Annotated in this window: 14 protein-coding genes; 7 read left to right on the top strand and 7 right to left on the bottom strand. The window is 67.2% G+C overall.

The features are described from left to right. The first annotated feature begins 17 nt into the window (after window positions 1-17). Entirely contained in the window at window positions 18-3218 is a 3201-nt protein-coding gene (gene ceoB / locus L810_RS00675; protein WP_021156403.1) for a multidrug efflux RND transporter permease subunit CeoB, read from the top strand. A gap of 10 nt (window positions 3219-3228) precedes the next feature. Continuing rightward, window positions 3229-4764: a multidrug efflux transporter outer membrane subunit OpcM gene (gene opcM, locus L810_RS00670; protein WP_021156402.1), complete on the top strand. Its 1536-nt coding sequence runs from the start codon at window positions 3229-3231 to the stop codon at window positions 4762-4764. A gap of 189 nt (window positions 4765-4953) precedes the next feature. Here the strand turns inward: opcM and pdxR are convergent, their stop codons facing one another. Further along, window positions 4954-6468 (bottom strand): MocR-like pyridoxine biosynthesis transcription factor PdxR, encoded by a 1515-nt coding sequence (gene pdxR / locus L810_RS00665; RefSeq protein WP_021156401.1) that lies wholly within the window; start codon window positions 6466-6468, stop codon window positions 4954-4956. 138 nt (window positions 6469-6606) lie between these two features. Between pdxR and L810_RS00660 the strand changes: the two genes are divergently transcribed. Together L810_RS00660 and L810_RS00655 are read left to right on the top strand one after the other, a co-directional pair. Further along, window positions 6607-7344, top strand: a complete 738-nt coding sequence (locus L810_RS00660; RefSeq protein WP_021156400.1) for an NAD-dependent epimerase/dehydratase family protein — start codon at window positions 6607-6609, stop codon at window positions 7342-7344. Beyond that, window positions 7341-7877 (top strand): cupin domain-containing protein, encoded by a 537-nt coding sequence (locus tag L810_RS00655; RefSeq protein WP_042972713.1) that lies wholly within the window; start codon window positions 7341-7343, stop codon window positions 7875-7877. The genes L810_RS00660 and L810_RS00655 overlap by 4 nt, the downstream gene beginning before the upstream one ends. A gap of 159 nt (window positions 7878-8036) precedes the next feature. On the opposite strand, the gene L810_RS00650 is transcribed toward L810_RS00655, so the two are convergent. Beyond that, complete coding sequence (locus L810_RS00650; RefSeq protein WP_021156398.1) at window positions 8037-8927, bottom strand: LysR family transcriptional regulator; 891 nt, start codon at window positions 8925-8927, stop codon at window positions 8037-8039. 98 nt (window positions 8928-9025) lie between these two features. Between L810_RS00650 and L810_RS00645 the strand changes: the two genes are divergently transcribed. Further along, window positions 9026-9469 (top strand): PACE efflux transporter, encoded by a 444-nt coding sequence (locus L810_RS00645; RefSeq protein ID WP_042972729.1) that lies wholly within the window; start codon window positions 9026-9028, stop codon window positions 9467-9469. Between the two features lie 208 nt (window positions 9470-9677). Here the strand turns inward: L810_RS00645 and L810_RS00635 are convergent, their stop codons facing one another. From L810_RS00635 to L810_RS00615, 5 genes are all read right to left on the bottom strand, one after another. Further along, a complete protein-coding gene (locus L810_RS00635; protein ID WP_042972712.1) occupies window positions 9678-10529 on the bottom strand; it encodes an alpha/beta fold hydrolase in 852 nt (283 codons plus the stop codon). Window positions 10530-10808: 279 nt separating this feature from the next. Further along, a complete protein-coding gene (locus tag L810_RS00630) occupies window positions 10809-11138 on the bottom strand; it encodes a DUF3579 domain-containing protein (RefSeq protein WP_042972728.1) in 330 nt (109 codons plus the stop codon). 22 nt (window positions 11139-11160) lie between these two features. Continuing rightward, complete coding sequence (locus tag L810_RS00625) at window positions 11161-12522, bottom strand: sigma-54-dependent transcriptional regulator (protein ID WP_021156393.1); 1362 nt, start codon at window positions 12520-12522, stop codon at window positions 11161-11163. Next, window positions 12512-14395 (bottom strand): sensor histidine kinase, encoded by a 1884-nt coding sequence (locus tag L810_RS00620; RefSeq protein ID WP_042972711.1) that lies wholly within the window; start codon window positions 14393-14395, stop codon window positions 12512-12514. Before L810_RS00620 ends, L810_RS00625 begins: the two co-directional genes overlap by 11 nt. Window positions 14396-14510: 115 nt before the next feature. Continuing rightward, window positions 14511-15875 (bottom strand): 2-hydroxycarboxylate transporter family protein, encoded by a 1365-nt coding sequence (locus L810_RS00615; protein WP_021156390.1) that lies wholly within the window; start codon window positions 15873-15875, stop codon window positions 14511-14513. 422 nt (window positions 15876-16297) lie between these two features. Between L810_RS00615 and L810_RS00610 the strand changes: the two genes are divergently transcribed. Together L810_RS00610 and L810_RS00605 are read left to right on the top strand one after the other, a co-directional pair. Continuing rightward, window positions 16298-17128 carry a MetQ/NlpA family ABC transporter substrate-binding protein gene (locus L810_RS00610; RefSeq protein ID WP_021156388.1) on the top strand — a complete coding sequence of 277 codons (831 nt, stop codon included), beginning with the start codon at window positions 16298-16300 and terminating at the stop codon, window positions 17126-17128. Between the two features lie 11 nt (window positions 17129-17139). After that, a partial coding sequence (locus L810_RS00605; protein WP_042972710.1) for an LLM class flavin-dependent oxidoreductase occupies window positions 17140-18466 on the top strand: 1327 nt, incomplete at its 3' end.

Raw genomic sequence — 18466 nt, 5'->3', positions numbered from 1 at the left:
ACCAGACAGAGCCACACATGAACATTTCAAAATTCTTTATCGACCGGCCGATCTTCGCAGGAGTCCTATCGGTGATCATCCTGCTCGGCGGGGTGATCGCGATGTTCCTGCTGCCGATCTCGGAATATCCGGAAGTCGTGCCGCCTTCCGTGATCGTGAAGGCGCAGTATCCGGGCGCGAACCCGAAAGTGATCGCCGAGACGGTCGCGTCGCCGCTTGAAGAACAGATCAACGGCGTCGAGGACATGCTCTACATGCAGTCGCAGGCGAACAGCGACGGCAACATGACGATCACCGTCACGTTCAAGCTCGGCACCGATCCGGACAAGGCCACGCAGCTCGTGCAGAACCGCGTGAACCAGGCGCTGCCGCGCCTGCCGGAAGACGTGCAGCGGCTCGGCATCACGACAGTGAAGAGCTCGCCGACACTGACGATGGTGGTCCACCTGATCTCGCCGGACAACCGCTACGACATGACCTACCTGCGCAACTACGCGCTGATCAACGTGAAGGATCGCCTGTCGCGGATCCAGGGCGTCGGCCAGGTGCAGCTGTGGGGTTCGGGCGACTACGCGATGCGCGTATGGCTCGATCCGCAGAAGGTCGCGCAGCGCGGGCTGTCGGCCGAGGACGTCGTGCAGGCGATCCGCGAGCAGAACGTACAGGTCGCGGCCGGCGTGATCGGCGCGTCGCCGTCGCTGCCCGGCACGCCGCTGCAGTTGTCGGTGAACGCGCGCGGCCGTCTGCAGACGGAAGACGAGTTCGGCGACATCGTCGTGAAGACCACGCCGGACGGTGGCGTCACGCACCTGCGCGACATCGCGCGGATCGAGCTCGACGCATCCGAATACGGGCTGCGTTCGCTGCTCGACAACAAGCCGGCCGTCGCGATGGCGATCAACCAGTCGCCGGGCGCGAACTCGCTGCAGATCTCGGACGAAGTGCGCAAGACGATGGCCGAGCTGAAGCAGGACATGCCGGCGGGCGTCGACTACAAGATCGTCTATGACCCGACGCAGTTCGTGCGTTCGTCGATCAAGGCCGTCGTGCATACGCTGCTCGAAGCGATCGCGCTGGTCGTGATCGTCGTGATCGTGTTCCTGCAGACCTGGCGCGCGTCGCTGATTCCGCTGATCGCGGTGCCGGTGTCGATCATCGGCACGTTCTCGCTGCTGCTCGCATTCGGGTATTCGATCAATGCGCTGTCATTGTTCGGGATGGTGCTCGCGATCGGGATCGTGGTCGACGATGCGATCGTGGTGGTCGAGAACGTCGAGCGCAACATCGAAAGCGGGATGAACGCGCGGCAGGCGACCTACAAGGCGATGCAGGAAGTGAGCGGGCCGATCATCGCGATCGCGCTGACGCTCGTCGCCGTGTTCGTGCCGCTCGCGTTCATGTCGGGCCTGACCGGCCAGTTCTACAAGCAGTTCGCGATGACCATCGCGATCTCGACGGTGATCTCGGCGTTCAACTCGCTGACGCTGTCGCCGGCGCTGTCCGCGATCCTGCTGAAGGGGCATGGCGACAAGGAAGACTGGCTCACGCGCGTGATGAATCGCGTGCTCGGTGGCTTCTTCCGCGGCTTCAACAAGGTGTTCCATCGCGGCGCGGAGAACTACGGCCGCGGCGTGCGCGGCGTGCTGTCGCGCAAGACGCTGATGCTCGGCGTGTATCTCGTGCTGGTGGGTGCGACCGTGCTGGTGTCGAAGGTCGTGCCGGGCGGCTTCGTGCCCGCGCAGGACAAGGAATACCTGATCGCGTTCGCACAGCTGCCGAACGGGGCGTCGCTCGACCGCACCGAGAAGGTGATCCGCGACATGGGCTCGATCGCGCTGAAGCAGCCGGGCGTCGAGAGCGCGGTCGCGTTCCCGGGGCTGTCGGTGAACGGCTTCACGAACAGCTCGAGCGCGGGCATCGTGTTCGTCACGCTGAAGCCGTTCTCGGAACGGCATGGCAAGGCGCTGTCGGCGGGCGCGATCGCGGGTGCGCTGAACCAGCAGTACAGCGCGATGAAGGACTCGTTCGTCGCGGTGTTCCCGCCGCCGCCGGTGCTCGGCCTCGGCACGCTCGGCGGGTTCAAGATGCAGATCGAGGATCGCGGCGCGGTCGGCTATGCGCGGCTTGCGGATGCGACCAACGACTTCATCAAGCGCGCGCAGCAGGCGCCGGAACTCGGCCCGTTGTTCACGAGCTACCAGATCAACGTGCCGCAGCTCAACGTCGATCTCGACCGCGTGAAGGCGAAGCAGCTCGGCGTGCCGGTGACCGACGTGTTCAACACGATGCAGGTGTATCTCGGCTCGCTGTACGTGAACGACTTCAACCGCTTCGGGCGCGTGTACCAGGTGCGCGTGCAGGCCGATGCGCCGTTCCGCCAGCGTGCGGACGACATCCTGCAGTTGAAGACGCGCAACGACAAGGGCGAGATGGTGCCGCTGTCGTCGCTCGTCACGGTGACGCCGACGTTCGGCCCGGAAATGGTCGTGCGCTACAACGGCTACACGGCGGCCGACATCAACGGCGGCCCGGCGCCGGGCTTCTCGTCGGGTCAGGCGCAGGCGGCGATCGAGCGCATCGCGCATGAAACGCTGCCGCGCGGCGTGCGGTTCGAGTGGACCGACCTCACGTACCAGCAGATCCTTGCCGGCGATTCGGCGATGTACGTGTTCCCGATCAGCGTGCTGCTCGTGTTCCTCGTGCTCGCCGCGCTGTATGAAAGCCTGACGCTGCCGCTCGCGGTGATCCTGATCGTGCCGATGAGCATTCTGTCGGCGCTGACGGGCGTGTGGCTCACGCAGGGCGACAACAACATCTTCACGCAGATCGGCTTGATGGTGCTGGTGGGGCTGTCGGCGAAGAACGCGATCCTGATCGTCGAATTCGCACGCGAGCTCGAACACGACGGCAGGACACCGCTCGAGGCCGCGATCGAGGCGAGCCGGCTGCGGCTGCGCCCGATTCTGATGACGTCGATCGCGTTCATCATGGGCGTCGTGCCGCTCGTCACGTCGACGGGGGCCGGTTCGGAAATGCGCCATGCGATGGGTGTCGCGGTGTTCTTCGGGATGCTCGGCGTGACGCTGTTCGGGCTGATGCTGACGCCGGTGTTCTACGTCGTGTTGCGTACGCTGGCAGGCGGCAAGATCCACGTCGCCGGCAAGGACTCGGCCGGCTACGGCGTGCCGGCCCAGGGCGTACCGGCTTCGGATGCTTGAGGATAAAAAGATGGACAACATGCACAACACGAACGGCCTGATGCGCTTCGCGAAGGTGGCGGCCGCGAGCACCCTGCTCGCGACGCTGCTCGCCGCGTGCGCGGTGGGCCCCGACTACAAGCGCCCGGACGCGGCGGTGCCCGCCGCGTTCAAGGAAGCGCCGACGCTCGCCGCCGGCGAGCAGGCCGGCACATGGAAGACGGCCGAGCCGGCGGACGGCGAGCATCGCGGCGAATGGTGGAAGGTGTTCGGCGATCCGGTGCTCGATTCGCTCGAGACGCAGGCGCTCGCCGCGAACCAGAACCTGAAGGCCGCGGCCGCGCGGGTCGAGGAAGCGCGCGCGGCGACGCGTTCCGCGCGCTCGCAATGGTTCCCGCAGGTCGGCGCCGGGTTCGGGCCGACGCGCGAAGGGCTGTCGTCGGCGTCGCAGTTCCAGCCGCAGGGCACGGGCCCGACCAACGCGACGCTGTGGCGCGCGCAGGGTACGGTGTCCTACGAAGCCGACCTGTTCGGCCGTGTCGGCCGCAACGTCGAGGCGTCGCGTGCCGACCAGGCGCAGAGCGAAGCGCTGTTCCGTTCGGTGCAGCTCGCGCTGCAGGCGGACGTCGCGCAGAACTATTTCGAACTGCGCCAGCTCGACTCCGACCAGGACCTGTACCGCCGCACGGTGGAGTTGCGCGAGCAGGCACTGAAGCTCGTGCAGCGCCGCTTCAATGAAGGCGACATCAGCGAGCTCGACGTGTCGCGCGCGAAGAACGAGCTGGCCAGCGCGCAGGCCGATGCGGTCGGCGTCGCGCGCCGGCGCGCGGCATCCGAGCATGCGCTCGCGATCCTGCTCGGCAAGGCGCCCGCGGACTTCGCGTTCAAGGAAACGCCGATCGTGCCGGTCGCGGTGAAGGTGCCGCCGGGCCTGCCGTCCGCGCTGCTCGAACGCCGTCCGGACGTGTCGGCGGCCGAGCGCGCGATGGCGGCGGCGAACGCGCGGATCGGCCTCGCGAAGTCGGCGTATTTCCCGAAGCTCGACATCACGGGGGCGTTCGGCTATGAGGCGTCGACGCTCGGCAACCTGTTCCTGTGGTCGAGCCGCACGTTCCTGCTCGGGCCGTTCGCGGGCACCGCGCTGACGCTGCCGCTGTTCGACGGCGGACGCCGTGCGGCAGGCGTGCAGCAGGCGCGCGCGCAGTACGACGAGCAGGTCGCGAACTACCGGCAGCAGGTGCTCGTCGCGTTCCGCGAGGTCGAGGACAATCTCGCCGACCTGCGCCTGCTCGACGACCAGATCCGCGCGCAGGATGCGGCCGTCAATGCGTCGCGTCGCGCGGCGACGTTGTCGCGCACGCAGTATCAGGAAGGGGAAGTCGCCTATCTCGACGTCATCGACAGCGAGCGCTCGGTGCTGCAGTCGCAACTGCAGGCGAACCAGCTCACCGGTGCGCAGGCCGTGTCGACCGTCAACCTGATCCGCGCGCTCGGCGGCGGATGGGGTGCCGCGCCGACGGCGGTCGGCGATGCGGCGTCCGTCAAGGCGGAAGTCGCCGCGCGATGAGCGCGAACGGCGAGTGGTTCGTCGCTCGCCGGCCGTGAAGCGAACAACCCCGGCACGCAGGCTCAGGCCCGCATGCCGGGGTTGTTCCATGGTTCATCGTCAATGGTCGTAGAGGAACGTCGGCGACCGGCCATTTCGTCAACCAGGTACGCGCATGCCAATCCTGGAGATGATGAGGGTTCCGAACAGTCAATGCGTCAGCACACGCGCAACAGCGATCACCCCCGACTGGATGGTGTCGCTGCCGACAGATGCAAAACCCAATACCAACCCTGCCGGCGCCGGACGGTCGATCGCGTAGAGCGAGAGCGGCCGTGTCTCGATGCCCTCGCGCGCCAGACGGCGTGCTACGTCGGCGTCGTCGACGCCGGCCGGCAAGAAAGCCGCCGCATCGAGTCCCGCGACGAGTTGCGGCACCTCCAGCAGTCCGGACAGATGCCGGGCGGCAGCCATCTTCAGTGCTTCGGCACGCTCGCCGTAGATCATGCGCATGCGCCGGATGTGCCGGCCAAAATGACCGTCCGCGATGAATTCATGCAGCACCGACTGCGGGTCGAGCGGCACATGCCGAGCCGTCAACGAAAACGCGGCCACGAACGGATCGACCAACCGGTCCGGCAAGATCGCATACGCGATACGCAGCGCCGGAAACATCAATTTGCTGAACGTGCCGCAGTAGATCACATGTCCATCGTGGTCGAGACTCTTCATCGCGGCCAGCGGATGGCCCTCGAAGCGAAATTCGCTGTCGTAGTCGTCTTCGATGATGACGGCGCCGCGATCCCGTGCCCATTCGAGCAGCGATAACCGCCTCTCCAGCGCGAGCGGCGGCCCCAGCGGCGCTTGCCGCCCAGCCGTGACATAGGCGAGGCGAGCGTCAGGGACGTGCCGCCGCGCCCAGTCCACGTCGACGCCGCCTGCATCGACAGGCACGCCGACAACCCGGGCGCCCGCGGCTTCGAGCACGATGCGCGCGCCGGGGTAGCCCGGATCTTCGATCCATGCGGTGTCGCCCGGATCGAGGAGCAGACGCGCGCCCAGATCGATCGCCTGCTGGACGCTGCCGAGAACCACGACGTGATCCGCCGTGCACGTAATACCGCGCGACATTCCCACATACGCGGCGATCGCGTCGCGCAGCGGCCGATAACCTTGCGCGTCACCGTCGCCGAGCAGGTCGCGGCGCGTGCGGCGCACGCGCTTTGCCGCCAGTCGCGCCCACAGTTCAAACGGAAACGCATCGAGATCGGGTTGACTGGCACGAAACGCCCGAGCCGGACTTCCACGGCCGGTCACCTGGAACGGGGTTTGCGCAAGCAGCCTGCCCCGGCTCGACAGTGCGATGCGATGCGCGAGCGCGGCACCATCCCGCTCCTGTGCGCTCGATCGCCCGTCCTGCTTTTTGACCGATACTCGATCGTTGCTGTCGATACGTCGGTCCGGCAGTTCGGGCGCGACGAAACTGCCTCGCCCTGTGGCTGCCGTCAAATATCCTTCGGCATCGAGCTGCGAGAACACGCTCAGTACCGTGCCGCGTGACAACGCAAATCGTGCCGCGAGATCGCGTGACGAAGGCAGGCGTGCGCCGGGCGGTAATCGGCCCGCCAGGATCGCCGAGCGCAATTCGTCATACAGCCAGCGTTGCAGCGACGTACCGGGCGGTCGCGGCGCCAGTGCAAGTTCGATCTGCTCGGCTCGGCGCATCGTCAACCCCTCCCGAATTGGCTCAATCAATATCGCAATAATGGACCTTTTTCACGACCATTAACAGCCTTACCCTGTTCCTCGTCGCAAGAGCGCCATACCGTTGCAAGCGCTCGCCATCGCAGAGAGGAGAAAGAAATGACACACAGGGTTTTTGTGGCCGGAGCGAGCGGCGCCATTGGCACCGCGCTCGTACCGTTGCTGGTCGCCGCAGGCTATACGGTGTTCGGTAGCACCCGGCGCGCCGACCGGGTGAAAAAGCTTGAAGACGCCGGGGTCGCACCGGTTGTCGTCGATGTATTCGATGCGGCCGCGCTCCGCGACGCGCTGGCTCGCATCGCGCCGGACAGCGTGATTCATCAATTGACCGACCTGCCCGCTGCACTTGACCCCGCCCTCATGGCGCAGGCGGTGGCGGCGAACGCTCGCATTCGCGACGAGGGAACGCAGAACCTGGTTGCTGCAGCCATTTCTGCCGGCTGCAAGCGGATGATTGCGCAGAGCATTGCGTGGGCGTATCGGCCAGGCGTGACGCCCTATGACGAAAACTGCCCGCTCGACCTCGATGCGCAAGGCATGCGCAGGACAAGCGTACGCGGCGTTGCAGCGCTGGAGCGGCACGTGCTGACAACGGCGCCGCTGGTTGGCACGGTACTCAGGTACGGACAGATTTACGGGCCAGGCACCGGTGCCGATTCGCCGACGGGTTCGAGCCCGCTGCATGTCGATGCCGCCGCGTATGGAGCGTTGCTTGCGCTTCAACGAGGCACGGCAGGCGTATTCAACATCGCGCAGGACGACGCTGAGGTCAGCAGCGCCAAGGCGAAGCGTGAGCTGGGTTGGTCGCCGGACATGCGATCGGCAACGCGCGTATGAACGCCCGTGCATGGTTGCTTGTGGCGCACCCGCCTCGCGTGGCCGGCAGGCCCGCGATGCTTGCCGCGCTGGCGGCGGCCGTGCTGACGCTCGGCCCCGCAGCGCCGCGTTCTGCCGTCGACTGGCTGACGGACATCTGCGGCGGCGGCGGCGATCGGCTGCTATCTGCTGCATCGCCGAATGCCGGCGCCATGAACCGGCCTCCTTCCACCGTCAAGGTTCTGTCGTGCGAACCGCTGCCTAACGTCCCGGGCAAGTCGGTGACGACCGCCATCGTCGACTTTCCGCCACTCGGATTTACGCCCGCACATCGTCATCCGGGTTCGGTCGTGGCGGTCGTGCTGGAGGGGACCATCCGCTCTCAGCTGGAGGGTGGCGCGCCTGTCGACTATGCGAGTGGACAAACGTGGTTCGAGCCGCCGCGCGCGCTTCACCTGTTCGCCGAGAATCCCGATCCGACGCGCCCGGCAAGATTGCTTGCGACATTCGTTGCAGATACCGGTTGTGGGGCATTGGTGCTTCCGCCGGACTGAGACGTCCCGGCTGGACCGCACTACGAATGTCCGCTTCGAAGAATGTCGACGGACTGTCGTGGGTCGTCGCCGGCGCGCACAAGCGCATCGTTCGATGCACACCCGGCACCTGCCGACGGTGCAGCTGCGTCCGGCCACCGCCGTCACGTACGAAGCTCCTTAACGTTCGTCCGCCGTCACCCGCAGTGCCCGCACCAGCTCGCTCGCCGCCTTGCCGAGCCTCGTGTGTTTCGGCCGGCGCAGGTACACGGGCAGCGGCAGCCCGTTGCGGATGTTCGCGAACACGAGCGGCGCGAGTTCGCCGTCGGCCACATACCGGTCGATGATCGATTCCGGCAGGTTCGCCCAGCCATGCCCGGCCTTCACCAGCGCGATCGCGGTGGCCATGTCGGTCACCTTCCACGTGCGGTTGCCGATCAGCGGCCGCACGTCGGTGAGCGGCCGTTCGGGATCGGCGATCACGATCTGGCGGAAGCCCGACAGCCGCTCGATCGCCCCGGGTTGCGCGCATTCGGCGATCGCCGGATGGCTCGGCGCGGCGACCGCGACGAGCGTCTCGGTCCACAGCGCGTGGATCTGTTCCTGCGGATGAAGATCGAGCCCGCCGTACGCGACACAGAGATCGATGGCGCCGCGATGCAGCGCGTCGACGGTCACGTCCTGCGGCGCCGTGACGATGCTGATCGCGAGCGCCGGATATTTCGCGGCCACGGCCGTCAGTGCACGGGCAACCGGCGCGCCGTCGATTTCGGCCGCGAGCCCGAGCCGCAACGTATCTTCGACGCCTTCCGACAAATGCTGCGCATGCGCGCGCAGCGCGTGCAGCCGCTCGGCGATCGAGCGCGCGTCGGACAGCAGCGCGGCCATCGCGGCGGTCGGCGTCGGGTCGCGCGTGCCGCGGTCGAACAGCACGAGGTCGAGTTCGGCCTCGAGGTTCGCGATCGCCATGCTGATCGCCGACGGCGTGCGGCCGAGCGCGCGCGCGGCTGCCGAGAACGAGCCCTGGTCGACGACGGTCAGCAGCATGTCGATGTGGTCGCTGGTCAGCATGCACCGCCTCCTGTCAGAAAAATTGAAAGGACCTGACTTTGGCGAGCGGGGGCCCGCTGATAGTCTCGCCACCTTGTTCGAGATGAAGGTGGATGGTCATGCAAGGGTGGAAGAGACGCATAGTCTACGTCGTGATGTTCGAGGTGCTCGGCATCCTGGTCGCATCGTCGGTGCTCGGCATGCTGAGCGGCGCCAGCGTGGCGGCGAGCGGGCTGCTGGGGGTGATGATCTCGACGACGGGCGTCACCGTCAATTTCCTGTACAACCTCGCGTTCGAGGCGTGGGAGCGCCGCAGCGCGGCGACGACGCGCACGGTCGGCCGCCGCGTGCTGCATGCGATCGGGTTCCAGGTCGCGCTCGTGACGTTCCTGATTCCGCTGATCGCGTGGTGGCTCGACGTGTCGCTGCTGCAGGCGTTCCTGTACGACGCGGTGCTGATCGTGTTCTTCCCGATCTTCACGTTCGCGTACAACTGGGCGTTCGACGGCGTGTTCGGACTGCCGGATGCGGTCACGCGCAAGGCGGAGCCGGTCGTCTGGTGAACGGTGGCGCGGCGGCGCGTGCGCATGCAGCGGCCATCGGCATGGGCGAGCGTCGGGTGACGTACTGGCGCTTCGATGGCAGTACGTATCAGCCGGGCGACTCGTGGATTGAAACGGGCGCCGGCAGCGATGCCGACGGCAACGGCCCGGCTATCGCACAGGGCGGGACGTCGGTCGGGGTGACCTGCCGATAGCCGCCCGACAGAACTTACGCGGCGACGAACTCGTGCACGTAGCGGTTGAACACGGCGGGGCTCGCGGCGTTCATCCCGTGCGATGCGCCGGCGACGGTCTGCCGTTGCGCATTGCCGATCCACTGCGTCAGCGTATCGACGTTGTGGCGGAACATCTTCGGGCTGCGCTGGCCGTCGATCAGCAGCGTGCGGCACGCGATGTCGCCGGCCGTGTGCTGCGAGTACGCCGGCAGCGGGTCGCGCAACTGCTTCGGCAGCGTGCTTGCGTTGTCGATCGCCATCGTGCGGAAACGCGACGTGCTTTTCTTCCACGCGCCGGGCAGGCTCACGGAATCGACGAACATCTCGAGGCCCGCTTCGACGTCGCCTTGGCCGATCAGGCTCACGGCCTTCGTGCGCAGTGCGATCGCGGCGGCCGGCAGCGCGGCTTCGCGCACGCCCGGCTGTTGCAGCGGGCCGCCCGGATCGGCGAGCGTCAGCGATTCGACGAGGTGCGGATGCTGGCGTGCGACGTTGAACGCGACGCTGCCGCCGCGCGAGTGGCCGACCAGATGCACGGGGCCGAGATCGAGCGCGTCGATGAACTCGGCGAGCTCGTCGACGTGGTTCTGCCAGCTGAACTCGTCCTGGATGCCCGCTTCGACGGCCGGCCAGTAATGGCTGAGGCTCGGCGCGATGCAGCGGTAGTGGGCCGACAGCGCAGCGAGCTGCGGATCCCAGTAGCGGTAGTCGCACAGCGAGCCGTGCACGAACACCATCGGCGCACCGCTGCCCCGCTCGACATACGGCAGGCTGATGCCTGACGAAAGCGTCGCAAATTGCAGGTCGGGGTTCGCGAGCACGGACGGCTCGATTCGCATGTTCATGACTGAAAGACTCAAAGGTGCGTCAACACGACGCAACTATGCATCACGGCGACCTGCAAGGAAAACGCATAATTTTCATCGTCGCGATCAATTTTTTTGATGGCTCGGCTGGAAACCCTTGTCGGAAGGGGATGGGTGTCGATGCTTTCAATCGTCTAACGATTGACAGTGAAGCCGGACAGGCCCGGAAAGGCGCGTGCGACGGCCTGCGCACCTGTGCATCGCAACCGGGGAAACGGGGAAACGGGAGGGGCGCGCGCCGCGAAAACGGCCCGCGTTTCAGCGCACCGCCAGCGCGGGCACCGTCTGAAGCTCGACGGGGAGGTCGTTGTCGGTCGCGAACTGCATCGCGAAATCGAAGGCGTCCGTGCAGACGGTGCGCAATTCATCCGACACGAACAGGCATTTGACGTTACCGTCGACCACCGGCATCGCGAGCCGCGACAGCGCGCACGGATAGCCGGGCCGCCGCTCGCCGACGAACAGCGTGATGACGCCCGCGAGGCGCTCGGGCCAGTCGCTCGGGCGGAAGGTTTTCTGCGCGCGCGTGACGCCGCGGATCAGGTGGCCGGCGACGCGGCCCTGTTCGGTGACTTCGATGCGATCCATGCTCTGCGTGTCCTCGTTCGCGTCATTCGCCGCCATCGGCCGCTGCGTCGCCGCGCGCGGGAATCCGCAGGTTGCGCAGCTTGTGATAGAGCGTCTTCTTCGGCATGCCGAGCGCTTCGCTGGCCTCCGCGACGTTGCCGTTGTGACGCTGCAGCATGTCCTCGATCAGCATCCGCTCGAAGTACGCGAGCTGCTCCGCGAGCGTGCCGCCCGCGGTCGGGGTGCCGCCGGACGACAGCAGGCTGTCGCCGGTCAGCCCGAGCACGAAGCGGTCGGCCACGTTCTGCAGTTCGCGCACGTTGCCGGGCCACGCGTGCGTCATCAGTTCGGACACCTGCGCAGCCGTGACGACCGGTGCCGGCTGCCCGAAGCGCCGTGCGGCCGCGAGCACGAAATGCTCGAACAGCAGCGGCACGTCTTCGCGCCGCTCGCGCAGCGGCGGCAGTTCGATCTGCGCGACGTTGAGGCGATACAAAAGGTCGGCGCGGAAGCGGCCGTCGGCCGCCAGTTCGGCAAGATCCGCCTTCGACGCGGCGACCACGCGGCAGTCCACCGGAATCAGCTCGTTCGCGCCGAGCCGCTCGACCACGCGCTCCTGCAGCACGCGCAGCATCTTGACCTGCAGCGGAACCGGCATCGTCTCGATCTCGTCGAGGAACAGCGTGCCGCCGTCCGCCCATTCGATCTTGCCGATGCGCTTCTTGATCGCACCCGTGAACGCGCCGGCCTCGTGGCCGAACAGTTCGCTTTCGAACACCTGCTCGGGCAGGCCGCCGCAGTTCAGCGCGACGAAATGCGCGTCGCGCCGGCCGCCGAAGTCGTGCAGGCTGCGCGCGATCAGTTCCTTGCCGGTGCCCGTTTCGCCGGTGATCAGCACCGACACCGACGTATCGGCGAGACGCAGGATCTTCTTGCGCACGTCGGCCATCGCGGGCGACTTGCCGAGCACGAACGCCTCGATGCCCTGCCAGTTGTTCAGCGCCGCGCGCAGGCCCTGCACCTCGAGCGTCAGGCGCCGCTTCTCGACCGCGCGTGCGACGCGCCCCGCGATCACGTCCGACGAGAACGGTTTCTCGATGAAGTCGTACGCGCCGACCTGCATCGCGCCGACGGCCGTCGAGATATCGGCGTGGCCGCTGATCAGCACGACCGGGATCTGCGCGTCGATGGCCATCACGCGATCGAGCAGCTGCAGCCCGTCGATGCCCGGCATCCGCACGTCCGACACGATCACGACCGGCGCGCCGGGCGCGACGTGATGAAGCGCGTCGGCGGCCGACGCGAAGGCCTCGACCGCGAAGCCGGCAAGCGCCACCGCCTGCTCGACGCCGATCCGGACGTTTTCATCGTCCTCGACGACCAGCACCCGAATCTCATCTTCCATGCTCTGTCCTTTGCAGCGTTGCCGCCGCGAATTCGATACTGAACTGCGCGCCGCCTTCGTCGCGGTTCGTCGCGGCGATCTTCGCGCCGAACGCCTCGACGATACGCGACGTGATCGCGAGGCCGAGCCCGAGGCCCTGGCCGCGCGGCTTGGTCGTGACGAACGGCTCGAACAGGTGCGGCAGCACCTCGGGCGCGATGCCCGCGCCGCTGTCGGCGACCGTGAAGCGCACGCGGCCCGCTTCATCCGGCCCGGTGGCCTCGATGACGATGCGGCGCACGGGCGCGTCGCGCACCGCGTCGAGCGCGTTGCCGAGCAGGTTCACGATCACCTGCTGCAACTGGCTCGATTCGGCGGACACGGCGGTGCCGGGCGCGATGCGCACGTCGAGTTGCACGCCTTCGTCGCGGATCCGTGCATCGTAGATGAGCCGCGCATGCGCGACGGCCTCGTTCAGCGAGACCGCGACGCGCTCGACGTCGGGCTTGCGCGCGAAGGTCTTCAGCTCGCCGGTGAGCACGGCCATGCTGTCGACGAGCTTGCCGATCCGTTCGAGATTGGCGAGCGCCGGCGCCGGCTGGCCGCGCTCGAAGAACGTGCGCGCGTTGTCGCACAGCGTGCGGATCGCGACGAGCGGCTGGTTCAGCTCGTGCGTGAGGCCGGCGGCCATCTGCCCGAGCACCGCGAGCTTGCCCGCGTGCACGACTTCCTGCTGCGACGCGCGCAGCCGCTGCTCGGTGCGCTCGCGCTCGACGATCTCGCGCTGCATCCGTTCGTTCGCGGCCGTCAGCGCGGCCGTGCGCTGCGCGACGGTCAGCTCGAGCCGGTCGTTCGCGCGCCGCAGCGCGTCCTGCGCGTTCAGCCGCGCGACGATCGCGCGGCGGCGCTGGATCGCGTAACCGGCCAGCAGCGCGGCGATCAGGAACGCGCCGGTGACGAACACGAAGGCCGTCTGCTGCTGGCGCCGCGCGCCCGCGATGTCGAGCAGCACCATCAGCGAATCGCCGGCCTGCGGCGCGGGGCGCGACATCACGAGATAGCGTGTGGTGCGGCCGGCGTGGCGCGGATCGGGGAAGGTGCCGAACCATGCGGCCGCGCTGCGGTCGCCGATGCGGCGGTACGGCAGCGCGTCGACGGTGCGGCCCGCGTACTGTCGCGACGCCTGGATGTCGCGCTGCTGCTGCGCGGTGATCGGGCGCAGTGCGGTGAATTTCCACGCGGGTTCGGTCGAAATCACGACCACGCCGTTGCCGTCGACGACCATCGCGGCGACGCCCGGCGCGCGCCACGCCGATTCGAGCGGATCGACGCTGATCTTCACGGCGGCGACGCCGATCGGCACGCCGTCGTCGCGCACCGCGCTCGCGAAGTAGACGCCCGGCACGCCGGTGTTGGTGCCGATGCCGAAGAAGCGGCCGCTGCCGCGCGCGAGCGCGTCCTTGAAATACGGCCGGTACGACACGTTGGTGCCGACGAAGCTGAGCGTCTCGTTCCAGTTGCTGGCGGCGATCACGTCGCCCTGCAGGTCGATCACGTCGACCGCGCCGCTGCCCGCGTCGCGGTTCACGGCTTCGAGGTAGGTGTTCACCGTGTGCACGAGCTCGGGCGCTTCGTGCGGCACGGCTTTCAGCATCGCGCGCACGCGGTCCTGCCGCGCGACCAGGCCGGGCAGGATCTCGAAGCGGCCGAGTTCGCTCTTCAGGCTCGACGCATAGAGGTCGAGCCGGTGCGCGCCGGTTTCCTCGAGCGCGTCGATCGCGCGTTCCCACGCGAAATCGACGGCCGCGGCCGCCACGCACACGTACAGCACGCCGGCCGATGCCCAGCCCCACCACGAGATTCCCTTGAAGCTTTTCTGCACGTTCGCCCTCATCGAAGCCCGCAACCGGCCGCCCGGAGCGACGCCCCGAACGACGCGCGCCGCGCGCCGGCAAGGCCGGCGGCGGCGCGTGCGAAGCGGCCTGCGCGACGGAGCGCGCGGCGGCGCGTCATCCGAAATGTGCGATCAGGATCAGCGTGACCGTGACGACGATCGCGCCGCCGATGCGGGTCGCGATCTGCGCGAACGGCATCAGCTGCATCCGGTTCGCGGCAGTGAGGATCGCGACGTCGCCGGTGCCGCCTTGCCCGCTGTGGCAGGCGTTCACGATTGCGGTGTCGATAGGGTACATCTTCATCAGGCGGCCGACCACGAAACCGGTGCCCATCAGCGTCGCGACGGTCGACACGATCGTGACCACGTTGACGATCGTGAACGCGGCGGTCAGCTTGTCCCACGGCGTCATCGCGACGCCGATCGCGAACAGCAGCGGGTACGTGACGGCGGTCGAGAAGAACTTGTAGACGACGAACGCGCCTTCCTGCAGCGGCGGCGACACCGCGCGCGCGAGCTTCACGAGCACCGCGAGGAACAGCATCGCGACCGGCGCGGGCAGGCCGAACAGCTTGTGCGCCATCAGGCCGACCAGGTACAGCGTGATCGCCGTGATGCCGGCGCCCGCGATGTGCGAGACGTCGACGTGGCCGCGGATTTCCTCGTTCTCGGGCGTCATGTCGCCCGATTCGCCGACCTGCAGGCGGCCGTTGCCGGTCAGGTGCGGGAAGCGCTTGCCGAGCATGTCGAGCGCGCCCGACAGGATGATCGCGGTCAGGCTGCCGAGCATCACCGGCGGCAGCACCATCGCGAACATCTCGCCTTGCGGCAGGTGCATCAGTTCCGAATAGCCGATCGACAGCGGAATCGCGCCTTCGCCGACGCCGCCCGCCATGATCGGCACGACGATGTACAGCAGCGTGTGGCGCGCGCCGAGGCCGAGCGCGGTACCCACCGCCGTGCCGACGATCGCGGCCGCGACCGAGCCGGCCGCGAGCGGGATGAAGATCTTCACGAAGCCCTGGATCAGCACGCGCCGGTCCATGCTCAGGATGCTGCCGACGATGATCGACGCGATGAACAGGTACAGGAAGTTGGTCGACTTCGTGAACTCGACCGTCAGGTTCAGCACCGGCTTCGGCAGCACGTGGTAGTACGTGAGCGCCGACGGCACGAAGGTCGCGAAGATCGCGGCCGCGCCGATGTTGCGCAGGAGCGGCAGGCGCTTGCCCAGTTCCGCGCAGGTGAAGCCGAAGAACGCGAGCACCGCGATCGCCATCGAGATCTCGCCGGGCACCTTGCCGGTGACCGAGAAGCCGACGATCAGCGCAAGCAGGATGAAATAGACGGGCAGCGGGATGATGCCGATGCGGATTTCCATCAACTTCCACCAGCCTTCCGGCCAGAAGCGCTCGCGCGGGGCGGCGACGGCGTTGGAAACCGGCTCCGGATGGGACGGGGTATGGATAGAGGTCTGCAAGACGTGTCTCCTGATGTTGGAATGCCTGCATCGCTTCGCGGCATCGTGTGCCGTCTATTACGCAACCCCCATGCCAGCAATGCGGCCTGCCGGAATATTTTTAATGCATTGATTCATAAGGGATTTATTTCGTCTGCGGAAATGGCGGCACGGCCGGCTGGCCGAGATTTCGGAATTCGCCCGGCGTCCAGGCCGAGATTTCGGCCGGGCGCCCGGTCGGGCCGCCGATCCTGCGTGGCCGCCGGCCATATCGCCGCGCGCGATTTTCTTCGCACAATCGCTTCGTAGACCGTCCTCGCTCCGCTCTCTATCATCGGCTGATCCTTTTCCGACGTGCTTGACCCTTGTCCGGAGAACGCCCGTGCGTTCGCCGCGGCGTCGCTCATCCGTCGATACCGTCTTTGGACAGGAGAGTGGTTCCCATGCTGCATGCCGTTTTTTCCGCCCGTCTTTCCGCCGGCCGCGTCGCGCGCCTGCTGGCCGCCGCCCTGCTCGGCGTCGCACTGCTCAATGGTGCACGGGCCGACACCGCGCCGCTGAAGGTCGGCATTTCGACAAGCCCGCAGATCGAGGCGCTGAAGGTGGCCGCCAAGGAGGCGAAGGCGCAGGGGCTCGACGTGAGGATCGTCGAATTCACCGACTGGAATACGCCGAACGCGGCGCTCGCGAACAAGGACATCGACGTCAACTACTTCCAGCACATCCCGTTCCTCGAGAACGCGAACAAGCAGGGCGGCTACAACTTCGTGTCGATCGCGCCCGGCACGATCATGAAGATCGGCCTCTATTCGAAGAAGGTAAAAAGCTTCAGCGAGCTGAAGGACGGCGCGAAGGTCGCGATCGCTAACGATCCGGTGAACGGCGGGCGCGGGTTGCTGCTGCTGCAGCGCGCGGGGCTCATCAAGCTGAAGCCGGGCGCCGACTACCGCGCGACGACGCACGACATCGTGTCGAATCCGAAGCACCTGAAGATCATCCCGCTCGAGGCATCGCAACTCGCGCGTTCGCTCGACGACGTCGATCTCGCGCAGGGCTACCCGAGCTTCATCAAGCTCGCCGGCACGACCGACCCGAACAGCGCGCTGCTGTTCGACGGCACCGAGAACAAGATCTTCGCGATCCAGTGGGTCGTGCGGCCGGACAGCGTGAACGACCCGCGCATCCGCAAGTTCATCGCGATCTACCAGCAGTCGCCGGCCGTGCGCCGTGCGCTCGACAACGCGTTCGGCTCGCTGTACGCGATCGCGTGGTGACGGAGGCAGGCATGACGACGGCGAACCGCAAGAAGATCCTGCTCAACGCGTTCAACATGAACTGCGTCGGGCACATCAACCATGGGCTGTGGACGCATCCGCGCGACCGCTCCGCACACTACACCGATCTCGACTACTGGGCCGACCTCGCGAAAACGCTCGAACGCGGCAAGTTCGACGGGATCTTCCTCGCGGACATCGTCGGCGTGTACGACGTGTTCGGCGGCGGCCCCGATGCCGCGCTGCGCGAATCGGTGCAGGTGCCCGTCAACGATCCGCTGCTGCTGGTGCCCGCGATGGCGCAGGTCACGCGGCATCTCGGCTTCGGCGTGACCGCGAACCTGACCTACGAGCCGCCTTACCTGTTCGCGCGTCGCATGTCGACGCTCGATCACCTGACGAAAGGGCGCGTGGGCTGGAACATCGTCACCGGTTATCTCGACAGCGCCGCACGCGGGATGGGCCTCGCGCAGCAGATCGGCCACGACGACCGCTACGAGCGCGCGGACGACTACATGGACGTCGTCTACAAGCTGTGGGAGCAGAGCTGGGACGACGACGCGGTGATCCGCGATGCGCAGGCGCGCGTGTTCGCGCAGCCGGGCAAGGTGCGGCGCGTGAAGCACGACGGGCCGTTCTATTCGATCGATGCGATCCACCTGAGCGAGCCGTCGCTGCAGCGCACGCCGGTGCTGTACCAGGCCGGTTCGTCCGCGCGCGGCGTCGAGTTCGCGGGCCGTCACGCCGAATGCGTGTTCGTGAACGGGCAGAGCAAGGCCGCCGCGCGTGCGGCGGCGCTCGACATCCGTGCGGCTGCCGCGCGGCAGGGGCGCGATCCGGCGTCGATCAGGATCTTTGCCGGCGTGAGCGTCGTGACGGCCGAGACCGAATTGCTCGCGCGCGAGAAATTCGACGAATACCGGCGCTATGCGAGCCCCGAAGCGGGCCTCGCGCATTTCGCGAGTTCGACCGGCATCGACTTCGCGAAGTACGGCCTCGACGAACCGATCTCGTATGTGAAGACCGACTCGATCCAGTCGGCCGTCGACGCGATCTCGCGCAAGAGCACGACCGGCACGTGGACCGTGCGGCGGATGCTCGAACAGATGTCGCTCGGCGGCCGGTATGCGCCGATCGTCGGCTCGCCGTCGCAGGTCGCGGACGAACTGCAGTCGTGGATCGACGAGACGGGCATCGACGGTTTCAACCTGACGCGCACCGTGATGCCCGAGTCGTTCGAGGATTTCGTCGACTGGGTCGTGCCCGAGCTGCAGAACCGCGGCGTCTACAAGGAAGACTACGATCCCGCGCCGACGCTGCGCGAGAAACTGTTCGGCG

This window comes from Burkholderia sp. AU4i (assembly GCF_000466765.1).
Taxonomy (GTDB): domain Bacteria; phylum Pseudomonadota; class Gammaproteobacteria; order Burkholderiales; family Burkholderiaceae; genus Burkholderia; species Burkholderia cepacia.
This window is presented reverse-complemented; position numbering and strand designations above follow the sequence as displayed.